Source organism: Sporolactobacillus caesalpiniae (assembly GCF_040513385.1).
Lineage (GTDB): Bacteria > Bacillota > Bacilli > Bacillales > Sporolactobacillaceae > Sporolactobacillus.
Genome location: NZ_JBEVCB010000008.1, coordinates 87,022 through 100,341 on the forward strand (window position 1 = coordinate 87,022; position 13,320 = coordinate 100,341).

Consider the following 13,320-nt stretch of genomic DNA (forward strand, 5'->3'; position numbering starts at 1 on the left):
CACCAAGTAAGTTATATAAGGGCATACAAAAACAGGTCTGAGAATTTCTCTCAGACCTGTTTTTTCAGGACAGTTTGTTAAATTAAATAACCCAGTTGCCTTTGCGGAAAATAGGAATCTGCTTTCCATCCGCCGTTTCACCATCAATAGCCAATTCCCCTGAACCAATCATAAAATCTACATGTGTCAAACTTTGATTTGCGCCGAGTGATTCCAGTGTGTCAAGAGACATCTTTCGTCCACCGCGATAGTTTAATGGAAAGGAATGACCGATGGCCAAGTGACACGAGGCATTTTCATCAAATAATGTATTGTAGAAAATGAGATTGGTTTCTGAAATTGGTGAATGATGCGGGACGAGGGAGACCTCGCCAAGGTAATGAGCGCCATCATCAGTTTCAATGATTTGCTTGAGTGTGTCTTGTCCTTGTTCTGCATGATAGTCAACGATTCTGCCATTTTTAAAGGTAATTGAGAAGTTGTTAATCAAATTACCGCCATAGTTTAATGGTTTTGTACTGGCAACCGTCCCGTTGACTCCATTTTTATGCGGCATCGTAAATATTTCCTCGGTCGGCATGTTGGGTTGGAACGGAGTGCCTTGATCATTGACCATACCGCCGCCGACCCAAAGATGTTCTGCGGGAAGCTCAATCGTCAAATCAGTGCCCGGAGCCTTATAGTGTAATTTTTTGAAGCGCTTCTCATTGAAATAGTTGAGCTTGTCTGTCAGTGACTGAATATGCTGCTGCCATGCTTCTTCAGGATTCGCTTGGTCCGCACGGGTAATTTTAAAAATATGCTGCCAAAGCGTATCCATTCGCTCGGACTCTTCCATTTTTGGAAAAATGGTGGCAGACCAGGCTAGGGTTGGGACTGAGACTATTGTCCAGCTTACCTTCGCGCTGCTTTTATCATTTGAGAATTGTTTATTCGCGGCCGCGGCAGCTTTTTGCGCCGCAGCTATTCGTAGTGGATCGATTCCTTTGAGCAGTTCGGGATTGGGTGAGTAGATATAAAGGAATGCCGCATTTTGATCGGAAAGTTCCTGGAAAGTGCGCGCGCGCCAGTCAGGAAAATGGCTTAATGACTGTTCAGGAGCAAGTCCGAGCTTGAGACGTGTTATCTGTTCGTCATCCCAATCAACGAAGACATTTCGCGCCCCAACTTCGTAAGCCCTTTTTACAACTTTCCGCACGAATTCGGGTGATTCAATAGGCGCAAAGATCATGACATCTTGATCTTTCTGCACATTAAGACCAACTGTGACCGTAATATCGGCATAATGGTCAAGTAACGTTTCAAAATTATCCATTCAATAAGCCCCCTGTAGGATCCGTCCATTTAATATCGTTACCACTGTAGGCAACATTCTTGACACCAATCATTGCCATTTTATCACAGTGCAGAAGCTTAGGCATACAGATGTAGAGCAAGGCAAACTAAGAAAACGAAAAACGGGCGAAACGAATTCGGGCATTCGCATACGATAGTAAGGAAAATCATGTGGAGGTGATGAGGATCATGGGTGCTTCAGAAGGATATGGAAAAAGCTCAGGCTTCGCGTTGGTGGTTGTTCTGTTTATTCTCTTAATCATCATTGGTGCTTCTTGGGCTTATTAAGGAAAAAGGATCGACCGGATGTGTCCCCGCGCCGATCCTTTTGTACATAATCTCTATACAGTTGTTTCATAAACTGAATGAAAAATTTCTTCATTACACGCAAGAAACTCTTGTTCGGTCAAGGGAGTTGGGTACTGCATCATGAGTAAGTGAACGTGTTCGCCGGTTTGCTGCAAATCCGGCTGTATGTAGCCAAATTCACTAAGCGTGAAACCAAGCCGTTCATAAAATTGGATTCTGCGTTTCGCAAGATCAGTCATTGGTGTTTCGACCTCAATAAGCACCGGTTTATTCGCGCGCTTAAGATATTCTCTGAGCATGCGCGATCCGATTCCATGTCCGCGCAAGCTTGACTGTACGGCAAAGTGTTCGATAAACAGAAAATCGTTAAAAGACCACTCTGCAATAATTCCCTCTAGTGCGTTTCCTGACTGATCATAGCGGGATAAAATGGTGAAATTCATTTGATTTAATAGGTCGAATTCCTTGTCACGGGACCGAAATTCCGCGCGAGGAAACGAATTACTCATTAATTCATAAAAAAGGTCAAAATCCCCGTGTTTCAATGGTTTTAATCGCTGATTCATTCATTTTCCTCCATGTCCATATGAGACAGGTTCATTGTTTGCATGTCAAAATACTCAATATTAGTTTAGCATAGATGAGATACACAAGAACAAAGACCTCCGCTCAATTTGAGACGAAGGTCTTTGTTTCACTGGTACAAAAGTAGAGCGTTTTGCCTTGCCGTTACGCCGATAAGGTCATAAGATTCGGTTGGGCTAGGCGATCAGGTAAGCGCCCAATCTGAGAAATAAACGGAAAAATTCCGCTTAATTAGAAAATGAAGGAAAAAATCGCTTAAATAGACGGAGAAACTCCGCTTATCGAATCGAAAAACGTGAAAATGGAGCCTTTTTCTGTGAATAAGCGGAAAAATTACCCTTATTTACCTGTGAAACAAGCGCCAGGATGCAAATAGCCGGAAAATCTCCGCTTATTTTATTCCGGCCACGTTACTTAATGAAGGACCAGAATGATTTATTAGAAAACTTGACTTCGCCCACGCCATAGGCTTGGTGAAGCCCAGTTTTCTAATGGCGGCGGCGCATTTCCTTATGGATGTTCTTCCAACGCGCCTTTTCCTTGAGACGCTCCTGAACATCAGTTTTACGTTTCACGAACGCGAGCTCGCGTTGCAGTTTCAAGTAACTCGTGTAACGTTCCTGAGTTAATCGGCCGTCTTGCAGTGCGGCCTGCACCGCGCATTCTGGCTCATTATGGTGCGTGCAGTTGCGAAATCGGCATGCAGCGGCAAGTGTTTCGATGTCTGAGAAGCTATGGTCAAGCGATTCTTCAGAGGCTGTCCAGAGTTGCAGCTCGCGCATACCCGGCGTGTCAATGAGCACACCTCCATTGGGCAGGATGATCAGTTCACGATTCGTTGTCGTGTGGCGACCGCGGTCGTCATCCGCGCGAACCGTGTTTACAAGCTGAATGTCTTTACCGCAGAGCCAGTTGGTTAAGGTTGATTTTCCGGCACCTGATGAGCCGAGAAAAACAGCTGTTTTTCCTAAACCGAGATAGTCGGCAAATTGATCTTTTCCATCATCATGGAGCGCGCTGACGCTGATAATCGGAACGCCAAAGGCAATCGCTTCGACCTCCGCTATTTTCGTTTTGAGATCTGAGCATAGATCCATCTTACTCAGCAAGACAACAGGGTTCGCGCCACTCTCCCAGGCCATAGTTAAGTAGCGTTCCAGCCTGCGTATGTTGAAGTCATGGTTGAGGGCCATGACCAGAAATACGGTATCGATATTGGCGGCGACAATCTGTTCAACAGTTGCCCCGCCGGCCGCATGACGTGAAAATTTACTGAAACGGGGTAGAAGACAGTCAATGGTCGCTTTGTGTTCGGACGGACGTTCACGAATAATGACCCAGTCACCAACTGCCGGGAAATCTTCGCGCGTATCCGCTTGGTGGCGCATCTTTCCGGCAACTTCGGCCAAATATTCACCACGTTCCGTAATCAACTTGTACTGTCCTTTATATTCGGAAATCACGCGGCCGACCGATTGACCGCTTTCAAGATTCAAGGGTGTTTCTTCTAAATGATGATTCCAGCCATACATTTTTAAGTTCAATGAAAATCCTCCTGTTGAAAGAAAATTAGGTATGAAAAAAAGACCGTTCACACGGTCTTCTCACAAAATGGAAGTTGCCCTGTGACAGGCCCCCGCTCCCTAATAGTCAGTACAACATTCAGATGTTTCTGAGTATTGGGGACCGGCGGCACGCGACAATGAGATTGTATGCGGTAATGTTCGTTACATTTGCCATAAGACAGATCCCCTTTCCTAAACTAAATTTACTCAACTCATTATACGAGGAATCATCATCGCTGTAAAGGCAGATTTCAAAAGGCATGGACAGGACAAGCCGCGCATAAGATGAATCAGAAAGACATGCGCGGCAGTGAATGAAAAAGAGGCGATACAAATGAAAGGAAAAGCTATCGGTGTTTTACAGGTCGCGGCGACATTCATTGGAACGGTTGTCGGCGCCGGTTTCGCCTCGGGAAGGGAAATTATTCAGTTCTTTACCCAATACCATGCGTATGGTACGATTGGAGCCATTCTAAGTGGCGTGTTCATGACATGGATCGGTACAAAAATGATGATCTATGCAAGGCGAATGGATGCTTATTCTTTTAATGAATTAATTACTGCATTATTTGGTGAGCGAATCGGCAGCGTGATTCAAGCTTTGTTATTTTTTATCATTTTGGGCATGACCGGAGTGATGCTGGCTGGATCAGGAGCGGTATTTGGTGAACAACTGGGCTGGAACCGTCAAATTGGTATTCTAATTGCTCTTTTGTTAGGAGTTCTTTTTCTAATAAAAGGTGTCCGTGGTTTACTGTTTGTTAATTCACTTGTTGTTCCCTTGCTCGTTAGTTTTGTGCTGCTCACGTTTTGGACAAATAAAGCAGGTGCTCAATTCTTTCCAGAGTCGGGACATATTCGCTGGCTTTTTGCGGCGTTTAATTATTCTGCCTTTAATTTGTCCACGGCGCTTATTGTGCTTGTTCCGATGGCGAAGGAGTTTAAAGACGAACGCGTACTGAAATATGGAGGGATTCTTGGAGGGTGCGGACTCGCGTTGCTTCTCTTCCTATCCCATCTGATGATGTTGGGGAAATCCGATATTGCTCTGTACGAACTGCCCATGGCGGAGATGGTACGACCACTTGGTTCATGGATGCATATAGCATTTGTCTGCGTCATTTTCGGAGAAATACTGACTACATTTGTTGGAAATATATTCGGTCTGACCAGACAGCTTCACAGCGTGTTTCCAGCGCTGTTCACGATTCGTTTTGCCATGCTCACATTAATTATCTGTACCTTTGTTATCGGACAGTTTGGCTACGGTTCACTCATCTCCACGCTTTATCCTCTGTATGGCGCGCTATGTGCCGTGATTTTCATCTATATGTGCTTCGTGCGCCTTCCTGAAAAACAACGCTGATTTTGATGAAAAATGTCTTTTATTGAAAATTATTTTACTCACCTAACAAAAATTAAAGGAAAAATTAGTTGCAATATGTAGAAGAATAAAGTAGGTTATTGATAGGCACATAAGTTTCTTTTGAGAAACATATATTCTTTGAGCAAAAAAGGAGGAGCGTCATGTCCGTCCGAGAATACTCGAGATCGGACTGAACAAATTAGAAAAAACGACTATGGTGAAAAGACAATCTCCCGATTCAATCGGCTCAGAACCACACACGCAATCATTTGATCAGGCAATTGGGAAATCAAAAGGTTGGAGGCAAATGCTTCCATTTATTGGACCCGCGTTTATCGCGGCGGTTGCTTATATTGATCCCGGCAACTATGCGACAAATATTCAGGCCGGGTCACAATTCGGCTATATGCTTCTTTGGGTAGTCGTCGTCTCCAACTTAATGGCGATTCTCATTCAGACGTTATCCGCTAAAGTCGGCATCGCAACGTCACATAATCTTCCGGAGATTATACGTGACCGTTGGCCGCGAAAAGTTTCGATTTTTTATTGGATTCAAGGAGAAATCATGATTATGGCGACCGATCTTGCCGAATTTATCGGAGCGGCGCTTGGATTCCATCTCGTTTTTGGATTGCCAATGATTCCATCCGCAATTTTGACTGCGATTTGCGCGCTGTTGATTCTTGTATTTCAGGTCAAGGGCTTCCGTCCGCTTGAAATGGTGATCGCCTTGATGGTTTTTATCGTGGTTATCGCGTTCAGCTTTGAAATACTTTTTGCTTTGCCTGAGTTCAAACCGTTTGTCCAAGGCTTTGTTCCGCAGTTTCAAGGAGCCGATAGTGTATTGCTCGCTGCGGGGATCCTTGGCGCCACAGTGATGCCGCATGCCATTTACATGCACTCAGGGCTCACTTGCCGTCGGGTCATCGGACAGAACGACGCAGAACGCAAAAAGATTTTCCGATTCGAACTCATTGATATTTTGATTGCGATGATTATTGCCGGTGTGATTAACGCAATTATGCTTGCCGTGGCAGGATCCACATTTTTCGGCAATGAAATTATTGATGATTTGTCCGTTGCTTTCCACGGATTCAGTACGTATATCGGTCCGATTGCCGGTGTTTTGTTCGGTGTCGGTCTTCTCTCTGCGGGATTGTCGAGCTCATCGGTCGGCACGCTGGCAGGCGATATTATGATGCAGGGGTTTATTCATAAACGTATTCCGGTCTTTTTACGACGCATTTGTTCGATGCTTCCGCCGCTGATCCTGATCATCTCGGGAGCAAACGCGACAAAAGCACTTGTTATGAGCCAAGTAGTTTTATCGTTTGGCATCGCATTAGCAATTATTCCGCTCATTGTTTTCACAAGTAATAAGGCAATTATGGGGCAGCTTGTGAACCACAAAGTGACAACTGCCACCGCCTGGGCAATCGCAGCTGTCGTGATTTGTTTGAATGTTTTCCTGCTCTACCAAACATTCTTTGGATAATATAAACATGAATGAACTTCATACAGAAAGTTGAAAAGAATTCCGCATGTCGGGATTCTTTTTTTATAAAAAAACATAATCGAACAAAAATGAAACCGTTGACTGGATCAGTACAAATAAACCCTATTTAATGGTAAAAAGAGAAGCTTTGTCAAAGCTGTGACAATAGAAAATAACAGTTGAAAAGATAACGTTTACATGATAAACTACATTTGTAAACAAAAAAGAACATTTTAAAACATTAATGAAAATAGTAAATCAAAAGAACCGAAGAGTGAATCTATTCTGAGTGGTTTCTTGAGGAGGAGGAGAATGATGTGATGTTGAAAGAGGAACGCTTTCAAAAAATCATGCAGCAAGTTGATCAATTAGATACTGTAAGAGTCACCGATTTGGCGAAAAAATTGGATGTCACAGAAATGACGATTCGTCGTGATTTAGACGATCTTGAGGCCAAACAGCTGCTTGTGCGCATCCATGGAGGAGCGAGAAAGAAAAGAGTTCGTAACTACACCGAACTTTCACATGGTCAAAAACGAACCATCAATGTTGAGGAGAAACGCTACATTGCTTCGAAATGTGCGGAACTAATTAAAAATGATGAAACGGTTTTTATTGGCCCAGGAACGACGAACGAATTAATTTATGATTATTTGAACCACATCCAGCACGCAGATATCGTCACCAACGCAATTACGATTTTCGAGCGTTTTAAAGAAGACAGCAGATTTGATGTGATACTAATTGGTGGACGTTATCGGCAAAGATCGGGAACATTTATCGGATATTTCGCTAATCAATTACTGAATCAAATTAATGTGAACAAAGCGTTTATAGGGACCAATGGAATTATTGATCTTTATGTTACCACCGCCAATGAAGATGAGGGCAGTGGACAGAAGCTGATTCTGGATAATGCCGGAGAACGTTATGTGGTTGCCGACCATTCAAAATTCGGTATGGAAGCATTCCACCGTTTTTATAAAATTAGTGATTTGACCGGCATTGTTACAGATCCTGGTATCGATGAAGAAACAGCTGAGTTTTACAAGAATTACACACAGCTCATCTATTAACTCACAGGAGGAACGAGAAATGAAGATTATTATTGGTTCGGACAGAAAAGGTGCTGCACTTAAGGAACATCTGAAAGCGTATCTAGGAGAAAAAGGGTATGAAGTCGTTGATAAAACACCGGAATCCGGTGTGGACTTTATTGAATCCGCTTCCAGAGTTGCGAAAGCGATGCAGGAGCAAGAAGGGGACCGCGGTATTGCGATTGACGAATATGGTGCAGGATCGTTTATGGTCGCGACCAAATTTAAAGGTGTGATCTGTGCAGAAACATCCGACGAACATTCTTCGAAAATGACGCGTAGCCATAATAATGCGTCGATTATTACGCTTGGTTCAGGTATTGTCGGCGAAAAGCTGGCTGAAGGCTGTGCCAATGCATTTATTGAAAGCGATTACGCTGGTGGACGTCATCAAGTACGCGTCGATATGTTAAACAGAATGTGCTGAGAAAACCCGCTGAGATTTGAAAAATTTGAAATAGGTTTAAGGAGCGATGAACAGTGAAAGTAGCAATTGGGTGTGACCACATCGTAACAGAGATCAAAGATCACATGGTCGGATACTTGAAAGAAAAAGGATATGAAGTACTTGATGTCGGCACGTATGACAAAGTGAGAACGCATTATCCCATTTACGGACGCAAAGTCGGTGAAGCGGTCACATCAGGAAAAGTAGATCTTGGGATTACGATTTGCGGCACCGGCGTTGGGATCACTAACAGTGTGAATAAAGTTAAAGGTGTGCGCGCGGCACTTGTCCGTGATGTCGGCACAGCTGTTTACGCGAAGGAACAGTTGAACGCTAATGTGATCGGAATGGGTGGCCGAATTTCCGGAATCGGTCTTATTGAAAATATTGTAGATGCTTTCCTGGAAGCGGACTATAAACCGACATCGGAAAATAAAGCACTGATCGAAAAAATTGACAGCATTCCAATGAGTGATGAAGCTAATCACAATGCACATATTTTTGATGAGTATAACGAAAAATGGGCGGCCGGTTATTATCACGATTGAACGTGAAAATTGATCAGAAAGTCGGTGGAATCATTGATTTTAACTTTAACCTTGAATCCTGCGATCGATATGAATTACCGGCTCGATAAATTATTGATGGATCAGGTGAATCGCTGTGAACAGGTTGGGAAGACACCAGGAGGTAAAGGACTTAACGTCACGCGCGTCCTTCAATGTGCCGATGAGCCGGTCTGTGCAACGGGTTTTCTTGGCGGAAAAACAGGAGAATTCATCTCCGAAGAGCTTGGTAAAAGGGGAATCAGAAATAGTTTTGTTTCTATAGCGGGAAATACCCGTCACTGCCTTGCGATCATGCATGAAGGAAATCAGACAGAGATTCTTGAAGGCGGCCCGACCATTTCCGAAGAAGAGGCAGATGCGTTCCTCAGACATTATGAAGTATTGCTTGATAAAGCGGATGTGGTCACCGCTTCCGGAAGTCTTCCCAAAGGCTTAAAACCGAACTTCTACCAGAAGTTGATTGAACGCGCTCGAGAAAAAGGAAAACCATTCTTGCTCGACACAAGCGGTGAATCATTATTTGAAGGAATTAAAGCGCGTCCTGCGCTGATCAAACCGAATCAGGATGAATTAGCCGCACTCATTGGCAGACCATTAGCCAATGAAGAAGAAATCATCGATACGGTCAAACATTTGGCAGAAGAATCAGGGATTGATTATGTAATGGTTTCTCTTGGCAAAAACGGTGTGATTGGATGCTGTAACGGTGTCCTATATAAAGCGGTTCCGCCAAAAATGAAAACGGTTAACCCGGTTGGCTCCGGAGATTCTATGATTGCTGGTTTCGCCTACGCAATCAGCCGCAATGAACCATTAGAACGAGTTCTTGCTTATGGTGTCACCTTTGGAACCCTAAATGCTATGGAAGATAAAACAGGCTTTATTGATAGTGAACAGATTGTACCGTTTTTGATGCGTGTTGAGATTAGTCACTACAGGGAGGAGGAAAAGTTCAATGATGGGAACGCAACAACTATTTGATAAGGATCTGATATTTTTTGAAGAAGTCGGTGACGCAGAAGAACTTTTCAAATCGGTTGGTCAGAAATTGTTTGATCGAGGTCTTGTTAAAGAGGGGTATGTTCCTTCACTTGCTGAACGTGAAAAGAACTTCCCTACAGGCTTGGATTTACGTGTTGTTGGGGCCAATACCCCAAATGTGGCGATTCCGCATACCGAAGTTGAGTTTTGTAACTGGAAGGGGATTGCGGTCGCAATTCTGAAGAACCCAATTGATTTTAGAAATATGATTGCTCCAAGCAAACATATTGCTGTGCGTTTCGCGTTTTTTATCCTTAATGATGAGAAGAACAGCCAAACGAATCTATTGTCTTATCTCATGTCGTTCTTTACGCAAACGGACAGCGTCTCGAAATTAAGCGAAATGACGGACAGTGAAGAAATTTTTCAGTATCTTAATTCAAAATAAACATAAGGGGTGAATTGACTATGATTAAAATTCTAGCAGCTTGTGGCGCAGGTGTGAATTCAAGTCATCAAATTAAGGATGCGGTCGAGGAAGAAATGCGAAACAGAGGTTTTGAAGTACAGGCAGATGCCTTGATGATTAAGGATGTCAATGAGGAAGTCATCAGTAAATACGATGTATTTGTCCCCATTTCGACTCCAGATCTTGGTTTTGAAATTAATATACCTGTAGTTGAAGCAGGACCAATTCTGTACCGTATACCTGCCATGTCTGCACCGGTCTTCGATGAACTTGAAACGGTTCTTAAAGGATTAAAAAAATAAAAAGGTTCATTGCGCATAGAATGCGCGAGCGGGGAGGAATAAGAGATGATTCAAAGTATTGTCGATTTTTCGAATACCATTTTTAAGCCGATCATTTCTCTAGGTGCGCCACCGATGATGTTCATTATTTTAACTGTGCTCGCTCTAGCTATGAAAGTTAAGCCGACAAAAGCGATTGAAGGCGGTTTGAAATTAGCTATTGCATTGACAGGTATTAGCGCGGTTATTAACATCTTAACTAGTGGATTTTCTAAAGCATTAGTTGGGTTCGTTAAATCGACCGGTATCAATCTATCTATTACGGATGTTGGTTGGGCGCCGCTTGCCACAATCACATGGGGCTCAGCTTACACGCTTTATTTCTTATTAATTATTGTTGTTGTAAACGTTATCATGCTATCGATTAAAAAGACTAATACACTTGACGTCGATGTTTTTGACGTTTGGCATTTATCAATTACGGGTCTTCTCGTCATGTATTATAGCCATAATCTACTTGTAGCTACATTATTGGTTATTGTCATTGGTGCCATGAAGATCATTAATTCCGACTTGATGAAACCAACATTTACTGATCTTTTGCATGCGCCGAAAAGTAATCCGATGACATCGACGCATATGAACTATATGTTGAACCCGGTCATCATGCTTTTTGATAAATTCTTCGATAAGTTTTTGCCGTTTCTTGATAAATATGATTTTGATGCCGCAAAATTAAATAAGAAAATTGGTTTTTGGGGAAGTAAATTTGCTATCGGCGTCTACTTAGGCCTGTTCATTGGTCTGGTGTCTCGACAATCGCTGCAAGATACATTCACACTTGCTTTTACAGCCGGTGTTTGTCTTGAATTGTTCTCTTTAATCGGTGCATGGTTTATTGCAGCTGTCGAGCCGCTTTCTCAAGGAATTACGAATATGACAAGCAAGCATTTTAAAGGAAGAACATTCAATATTGGGCTTGACTGGCCATTTATCGCAGGCCGCGCCGAAATTTGGGCGGCTGCGAACGTGCTCGCTCCAATTTTGCTTGTCGAAGCCTTAATCATACCAAGCAATCATATTCTTCCACTTGGCGGGATCATTGCAATGGGTCTAACACCTGCACTTCTTGTTGTCACTCGTGGGAAATTGATTCGTATGATCGTAATTGGCACAATTTTGCTGCCACTGTTCCTTGTTTCAGGAACAATGATCGCTCCGTTTGTGACACAAACAGCTAAGGCGGTAGGGGCGTTCCCAGCAGGTGTCGCATCGACCCACTTAATAACCCATTCCACAATGGAAGGACCACTTGAAAAGGTTCTTGCGGTACTCGTTGGTAAAGCGACTGAAGGTAACGCGCAATTTATTTTATACGCAATCATTGCATTGATTGTTTATATCGGTTTGTTCGTATGGTACGCTCACCAGATGAAAAAGAGAAATCAAGCGTATTCTGAAGCAGAATAATAGGATTCTTGTGCTATTAAAAGGCCGTGAACGTGATCAAACACTTCGTGGCCTTTCACTCTGAAATCAAGAAAAAAATTGTTCACAGGATTATTGAATTTATGAAATTGACTTTATGACAGAAAATGACGTAAAATGAAGTTTGTGAGATAAAAACGATAGGCCACCTGATGAAGGTGCGACGGTTGTTTGTCGTTTATTTATATTATCGGACATGTTTGTTGTCCAATAAATTTTCTGGAGGTTATCAGTAATGGTTAAAATTTCCAAAGGTAAGTTTGAATTTCTCGAACAGTTGTCCGACAAAAATGGCGTTATCGCCGCACTCGCGATCGATCAACGTGGTTCTTTGAAGAGAATGATCGGCGCAGCTCAAGGTAAAGACGCTACGGTTGAAGAACTGGCGGATTTCAAAACGCTCGTTTCTAAAGAATTAACTCCATATGCAAGCGCAATTCTGCTTGACCCTGAATATGGTATTCCAGCGGGCAAAGCACGCGCAGCTTCTTGTGGTCTTTTGACTTCATATGAAAAAACAGGTTACGACGCTACTGAAGCCGGCCGTATTCCTGACCTTCTTCCTAACTGGTCTGTAAAACGTATCAAAGAAAACGGCGGTACTGCTGTTAAATTGCTCGTTTACTTTGACCCTGATGAACCAGATGAAATCAACGATGTTAAGAAAGCATTCGTAGAACGCATTGGTTCTGAATGTAAAGCAGAAGATATTCCGCTCTTCTTCGAAATCGTAACTTATGATGAAAACGTTACTGACAAAGAAGCATATGCGAAAATTAAACCGCAAAAGGTTCTTGACTCGATCAAGGTCTTCACACAAGAACGCTATGGTATCGACGTTCTGAAATTGGAAGTTCCTGTTGACATGAGCCGCGTTGAAGGTGTTGGCGAAAATGCTCCTGTTTACACTGCTGAAGAAGCAAAGAACTACTTCCTCGAAGTAGACAAACTGACAACGATCCCTTACATCTGGCTGAGCGCAGGCGTTTCAACTGAACTCTTCCAGAAGACACTCGTATTCGCACATGATGCAGGTGCAAAATACAATGGCGTACTTTGCGGCCGCGCTACATGGCGTGACGGCGTTGAAGCATACGGCAAGGGTGGAGAAGAAGGAGCTATTAAATGGCTTCGTTCTCAAGGTAAGGCGAACGTTGAAGAACTCAACGCGATTCTTGCTGAAAACGCAACTCCTTGGTATGACAAATTCGGCGGCAAAGACAAGATCGAAGTCGTTGACTAATTTAGTACCAATCAATTAATGAGAAGGCGCGACGGATTTTTTATCTGTTGCGCCTTCTTTTTACATAGTACCGGAAAAACAACTATTTT

Annotated in this window: 14 protein-coding genes; 11 read left to right on the top strand and 3 right to left on the bottom strand. The window is 43.1% G+C overall.

From position 1 onward, the window contains the following. Nucleotides 1-82: 82 nt before the first annotated feature. Complete coding sequence (locus tag ABWW58_RS16035) at nt 83-1,315, bottom strand: aminopeptidase (protein WP_353870082.1); 1,233 nt, start codon at nt 1,313-1,315, stop codon at nt 83-85. 209 nt (nt 1,316-1,524) lie between these two features. Between ABWW58_RS16035 and ABWW58_RS16040 the strand changes: the two genes are divergently transcribed. Then, complete coding sequence (locus tag ABWW58_RS16040) at nt 1,525-1,623, top strand: YjcZ family sporulation protein (protein WP_353870083.1); 99 nt, start codon at nt 1,525-1,527, stop codon at nt 1,621-1,623. Between the two features lie 53 nt (nt 1,624-1,676). On the opposite strand, the gene ABWW58_RS16045 is transcribed toward ABWW58_RS16040, so the two are convergent. Together ABWW58_RS16045 and rsgA are read right to left on the bottom strand one after the other, a co-directional pair. Next, nucleotides 1,677-2,210 carry a GNAT family N-acetyltransferase gene (locus ABWW58_RS16045; protein ID WP_353870084.1) on the bottom strand — a complete coding sequence of 178 codons (534 nt, stop codon included), beginning with the start codon at nt 2,208-2,210 and terminating at the stop codon, nt 1,677-1,679. A gap of 507 nt (nt 2,211-2,717) precedes the next feature. Continuing rightward, the gene (gene rsgA / locus ABWW58_RS16050) at nt 2,718-3,773 is read right to left on the bottom strand and encodes a ribosome small subunit-dependent GTPase A (RefSeq protein ID WP_353870085.1); all 1,056 of its coding nucleotides are present in this window, start codon (nt 3,771-3,773) and stop codon (nt 2,718-2,720) included. Nucleotides 3,774-4,128: 355 nt separating this feature from the next. On the opposite strand from rsgA, the gene ABWW58_RS16055 reads away from it, so the two are divergent. From ABWW58_RS16055 to ABWW58_RS16100, 10 genes are all read left to right on the top strand, one after another. Then, nucleotides 4,129-5,160 carry a YkvI family membrane protein gene (locus tag ABWW58_RS16055; protein WP_353870086.1) on the top strand — a complete coding sequence of 344 codons (1,032 nt, stop codon included), beginning with the start codon at nt 4,129-4,131 and terminating at the stop codon, nt 5,158-5,160. A gap of 214 nt (nt 5,161-5,374) precedes the next feature. Beyond that, entirely contained in the window at nt 5,375-6,655 is a 1,281-nt protein-coding gene (locus ABWW58_RS16060) for an Nramp family divalent metal transporter (protein ID WP_353870087.1), read from the top strand. 320 nt (nt 6,656-6,975) lie between these two features. Then, entirely contained in the window at nt 6,976-7,731 is a 756-nt protein-coding gene (locus ABWW58_RS16065) for a DeoR/GlpR family DNA-binding transcription regulator (RefSeq protein ID WP_353870143.1), read from the top strand. A gap of 19 nt (nt 7,732-7,750) precedes the next feature. Continuing rightward, a complete protein-coding gene (gene lacA / locus ABWW58_RS16070; protein ID WP_353870088.1) occupies nt 7,751-8,179 on the top strand; it encodes a galactose-6-phosphate isomerase subunit LacA in 429 nt (142 codons plus the stop codon). A gap of 53 nt (nt 8,180-8,232) precedes the next feature. Further along, the gene (gene lacB / locus ABWW58_RS16075; RefSeq protein ID WP_353870089.1) at nt 8,233-8,748 is read left to right on the top strand and encodes a galactose-6-phosphate isomerase subunit LacB; all 516 of its coding nucleotides are present in this window, start codon (nt 8,233-8,235) and stop codon (nt 8,746-8,748) included. Between the two features lie 33 nt (nt 8,749-8,781). Further along, nucleotides 8,782-9,750, top strand: a complete 969-nt coding sequence (gene pfkB, locus ABWW58_RS16080; RefSeq protein ID WP_353870090.1) for a 1-phosphofructokinase — start codon at nt 8,782-8,784, stop codon at nt 9,748-9,750. Further along, entirely contained in the window at nt 9,725-10,198 is a 474-nt protein-coding gene (locus tag ABWW58_RS16085) for a PTS sugar transporter subunit IIA (RefSeq protein WP_353870091.1), read from the top strand. Before pfkB ends, ABWW58_RS16085 begins: the two co-directional genes overlap by 26 nt. A 20-nt stretch (nt 10,199-10,218) precedes the next feature. Continuing rightward, nucleotides 10,219-10,521: a PTS sugar transporter subunit IIB gene (locus ABWW58_RS16090; RefSeq protein WP_353870092.1), complete on the top strand. Its 303-nt coding sequence runs from the start codon at nt 10,219-10,221 to the stop codon at nt 10,519-10,521. Nucleotides 10,522-10,566: 45 nt separating this feature from the next. Continuing rightward, nucleotides 10,567-11,970: a PTS transporter subunit IIC gene (locus ABWW58_RS16095; protein WP_353870093.1), complete on the top strand. Its 1,404-nt coding sequence runs from the start codon at nt 10,567-10,569 to the stop codon at nt 11,968-11,970. A gap of 253 nt (nt 11,971-12,223) precedes the next feature. Further along, nucleotides 12,224-13,231, top strand: coding sequence for a tagatose 1,6-diphosphate aldolase (locus ABWW58_RS16100; RefSeq protein ID WP_353870094.1), 1,008 nt, complete (start codon nt 12,224-12,226; stop codon nt 13,229-13,231). Nucleotides 13,232-13,320 lie beyond the last annotated feature (89 nt).

Excerpts from the sequence above, each read along its gene's own strand:
- ABWW58_RS16035 (WP_353870082.1), bottom strand. The coding sequence starts at position 1,315 with ATGGATAATTTTGAAACGTTACTTGACCATTATGCCGATATTACGGTC.
- ABWW58_RS16040 (WP_353870083.1), top strand. The coding sequence starts at position 1,525 with ATGGGTGCTTCAGAAGGATATGGAAAAAGCTCAGGCTTCGCGTTGGTG.
- ABWW58_RS16045 (WP_353870084.1), bottom strand. The coding sequence starts at position 2,210 with ATGAATCAGCGATTAAAACCATTGAAACACGGGGATTTTGACCTTTTT.
- ABWW58_RS16055 (WP_353870086.1), top strand. The coding sequence starts at position 4,129 with ATGAAAGGAAAAGCTATCGGTGTTTTACAGGTCGCGGCGACATTCATT.
- ABWW58_RS16060 (WP_353870087.1), top strand. The coding sequence starts at position 5,375 with ATGGTGAAAAGACAATCTCCCGATTCAATCGGCTCAGAACCACACACG.
- ABWW58_RS16065 (WP_353870143.1), top strand. The coding sequence starts at position 6,976 with ATGTTGAAAGAGGAACGCTTTCAAAAAATCATGCAGCAAGTTGATCAA.
- lacA (WP_353870088.1), top strand. The coding sequence starts at position 7,751 with ATGAAGATTATTATTGGTTCGGACAGAAAAGGTGCTGCACTTAAGGAA.
- ABWW58_RS16085 (WP_353870091.1), top strand. The coding sequence starts at position 9,725 with ATGATGGGAACGCAACAACTATTTGATAAGGATCTGATATTTTTTGAA.
- ABWW58_RS16090 (WP_353870092.1), top strand. The coding sequence starts at position 10,219 with ATGATTAAAATTCTAGCAGCTTGTGGCGCAGGTGTGAATTCAAGTCAT.
- ABWW58_RS16095 (WP_353870093.1), top strand. The coding sequence starts at position 10,567 with ATGATTCAAAGTATTGTCGATTTTTCGAATACCATTTTTAAGCCGATC.
- ABWW58_RS16100 (WP_353870094.1), top strand. The coding sequence starts at position 12,224 with ATGGTTAAAATTTCCAAAGGTAAGTTTGAATTTCTCGAACAGTTGTCC.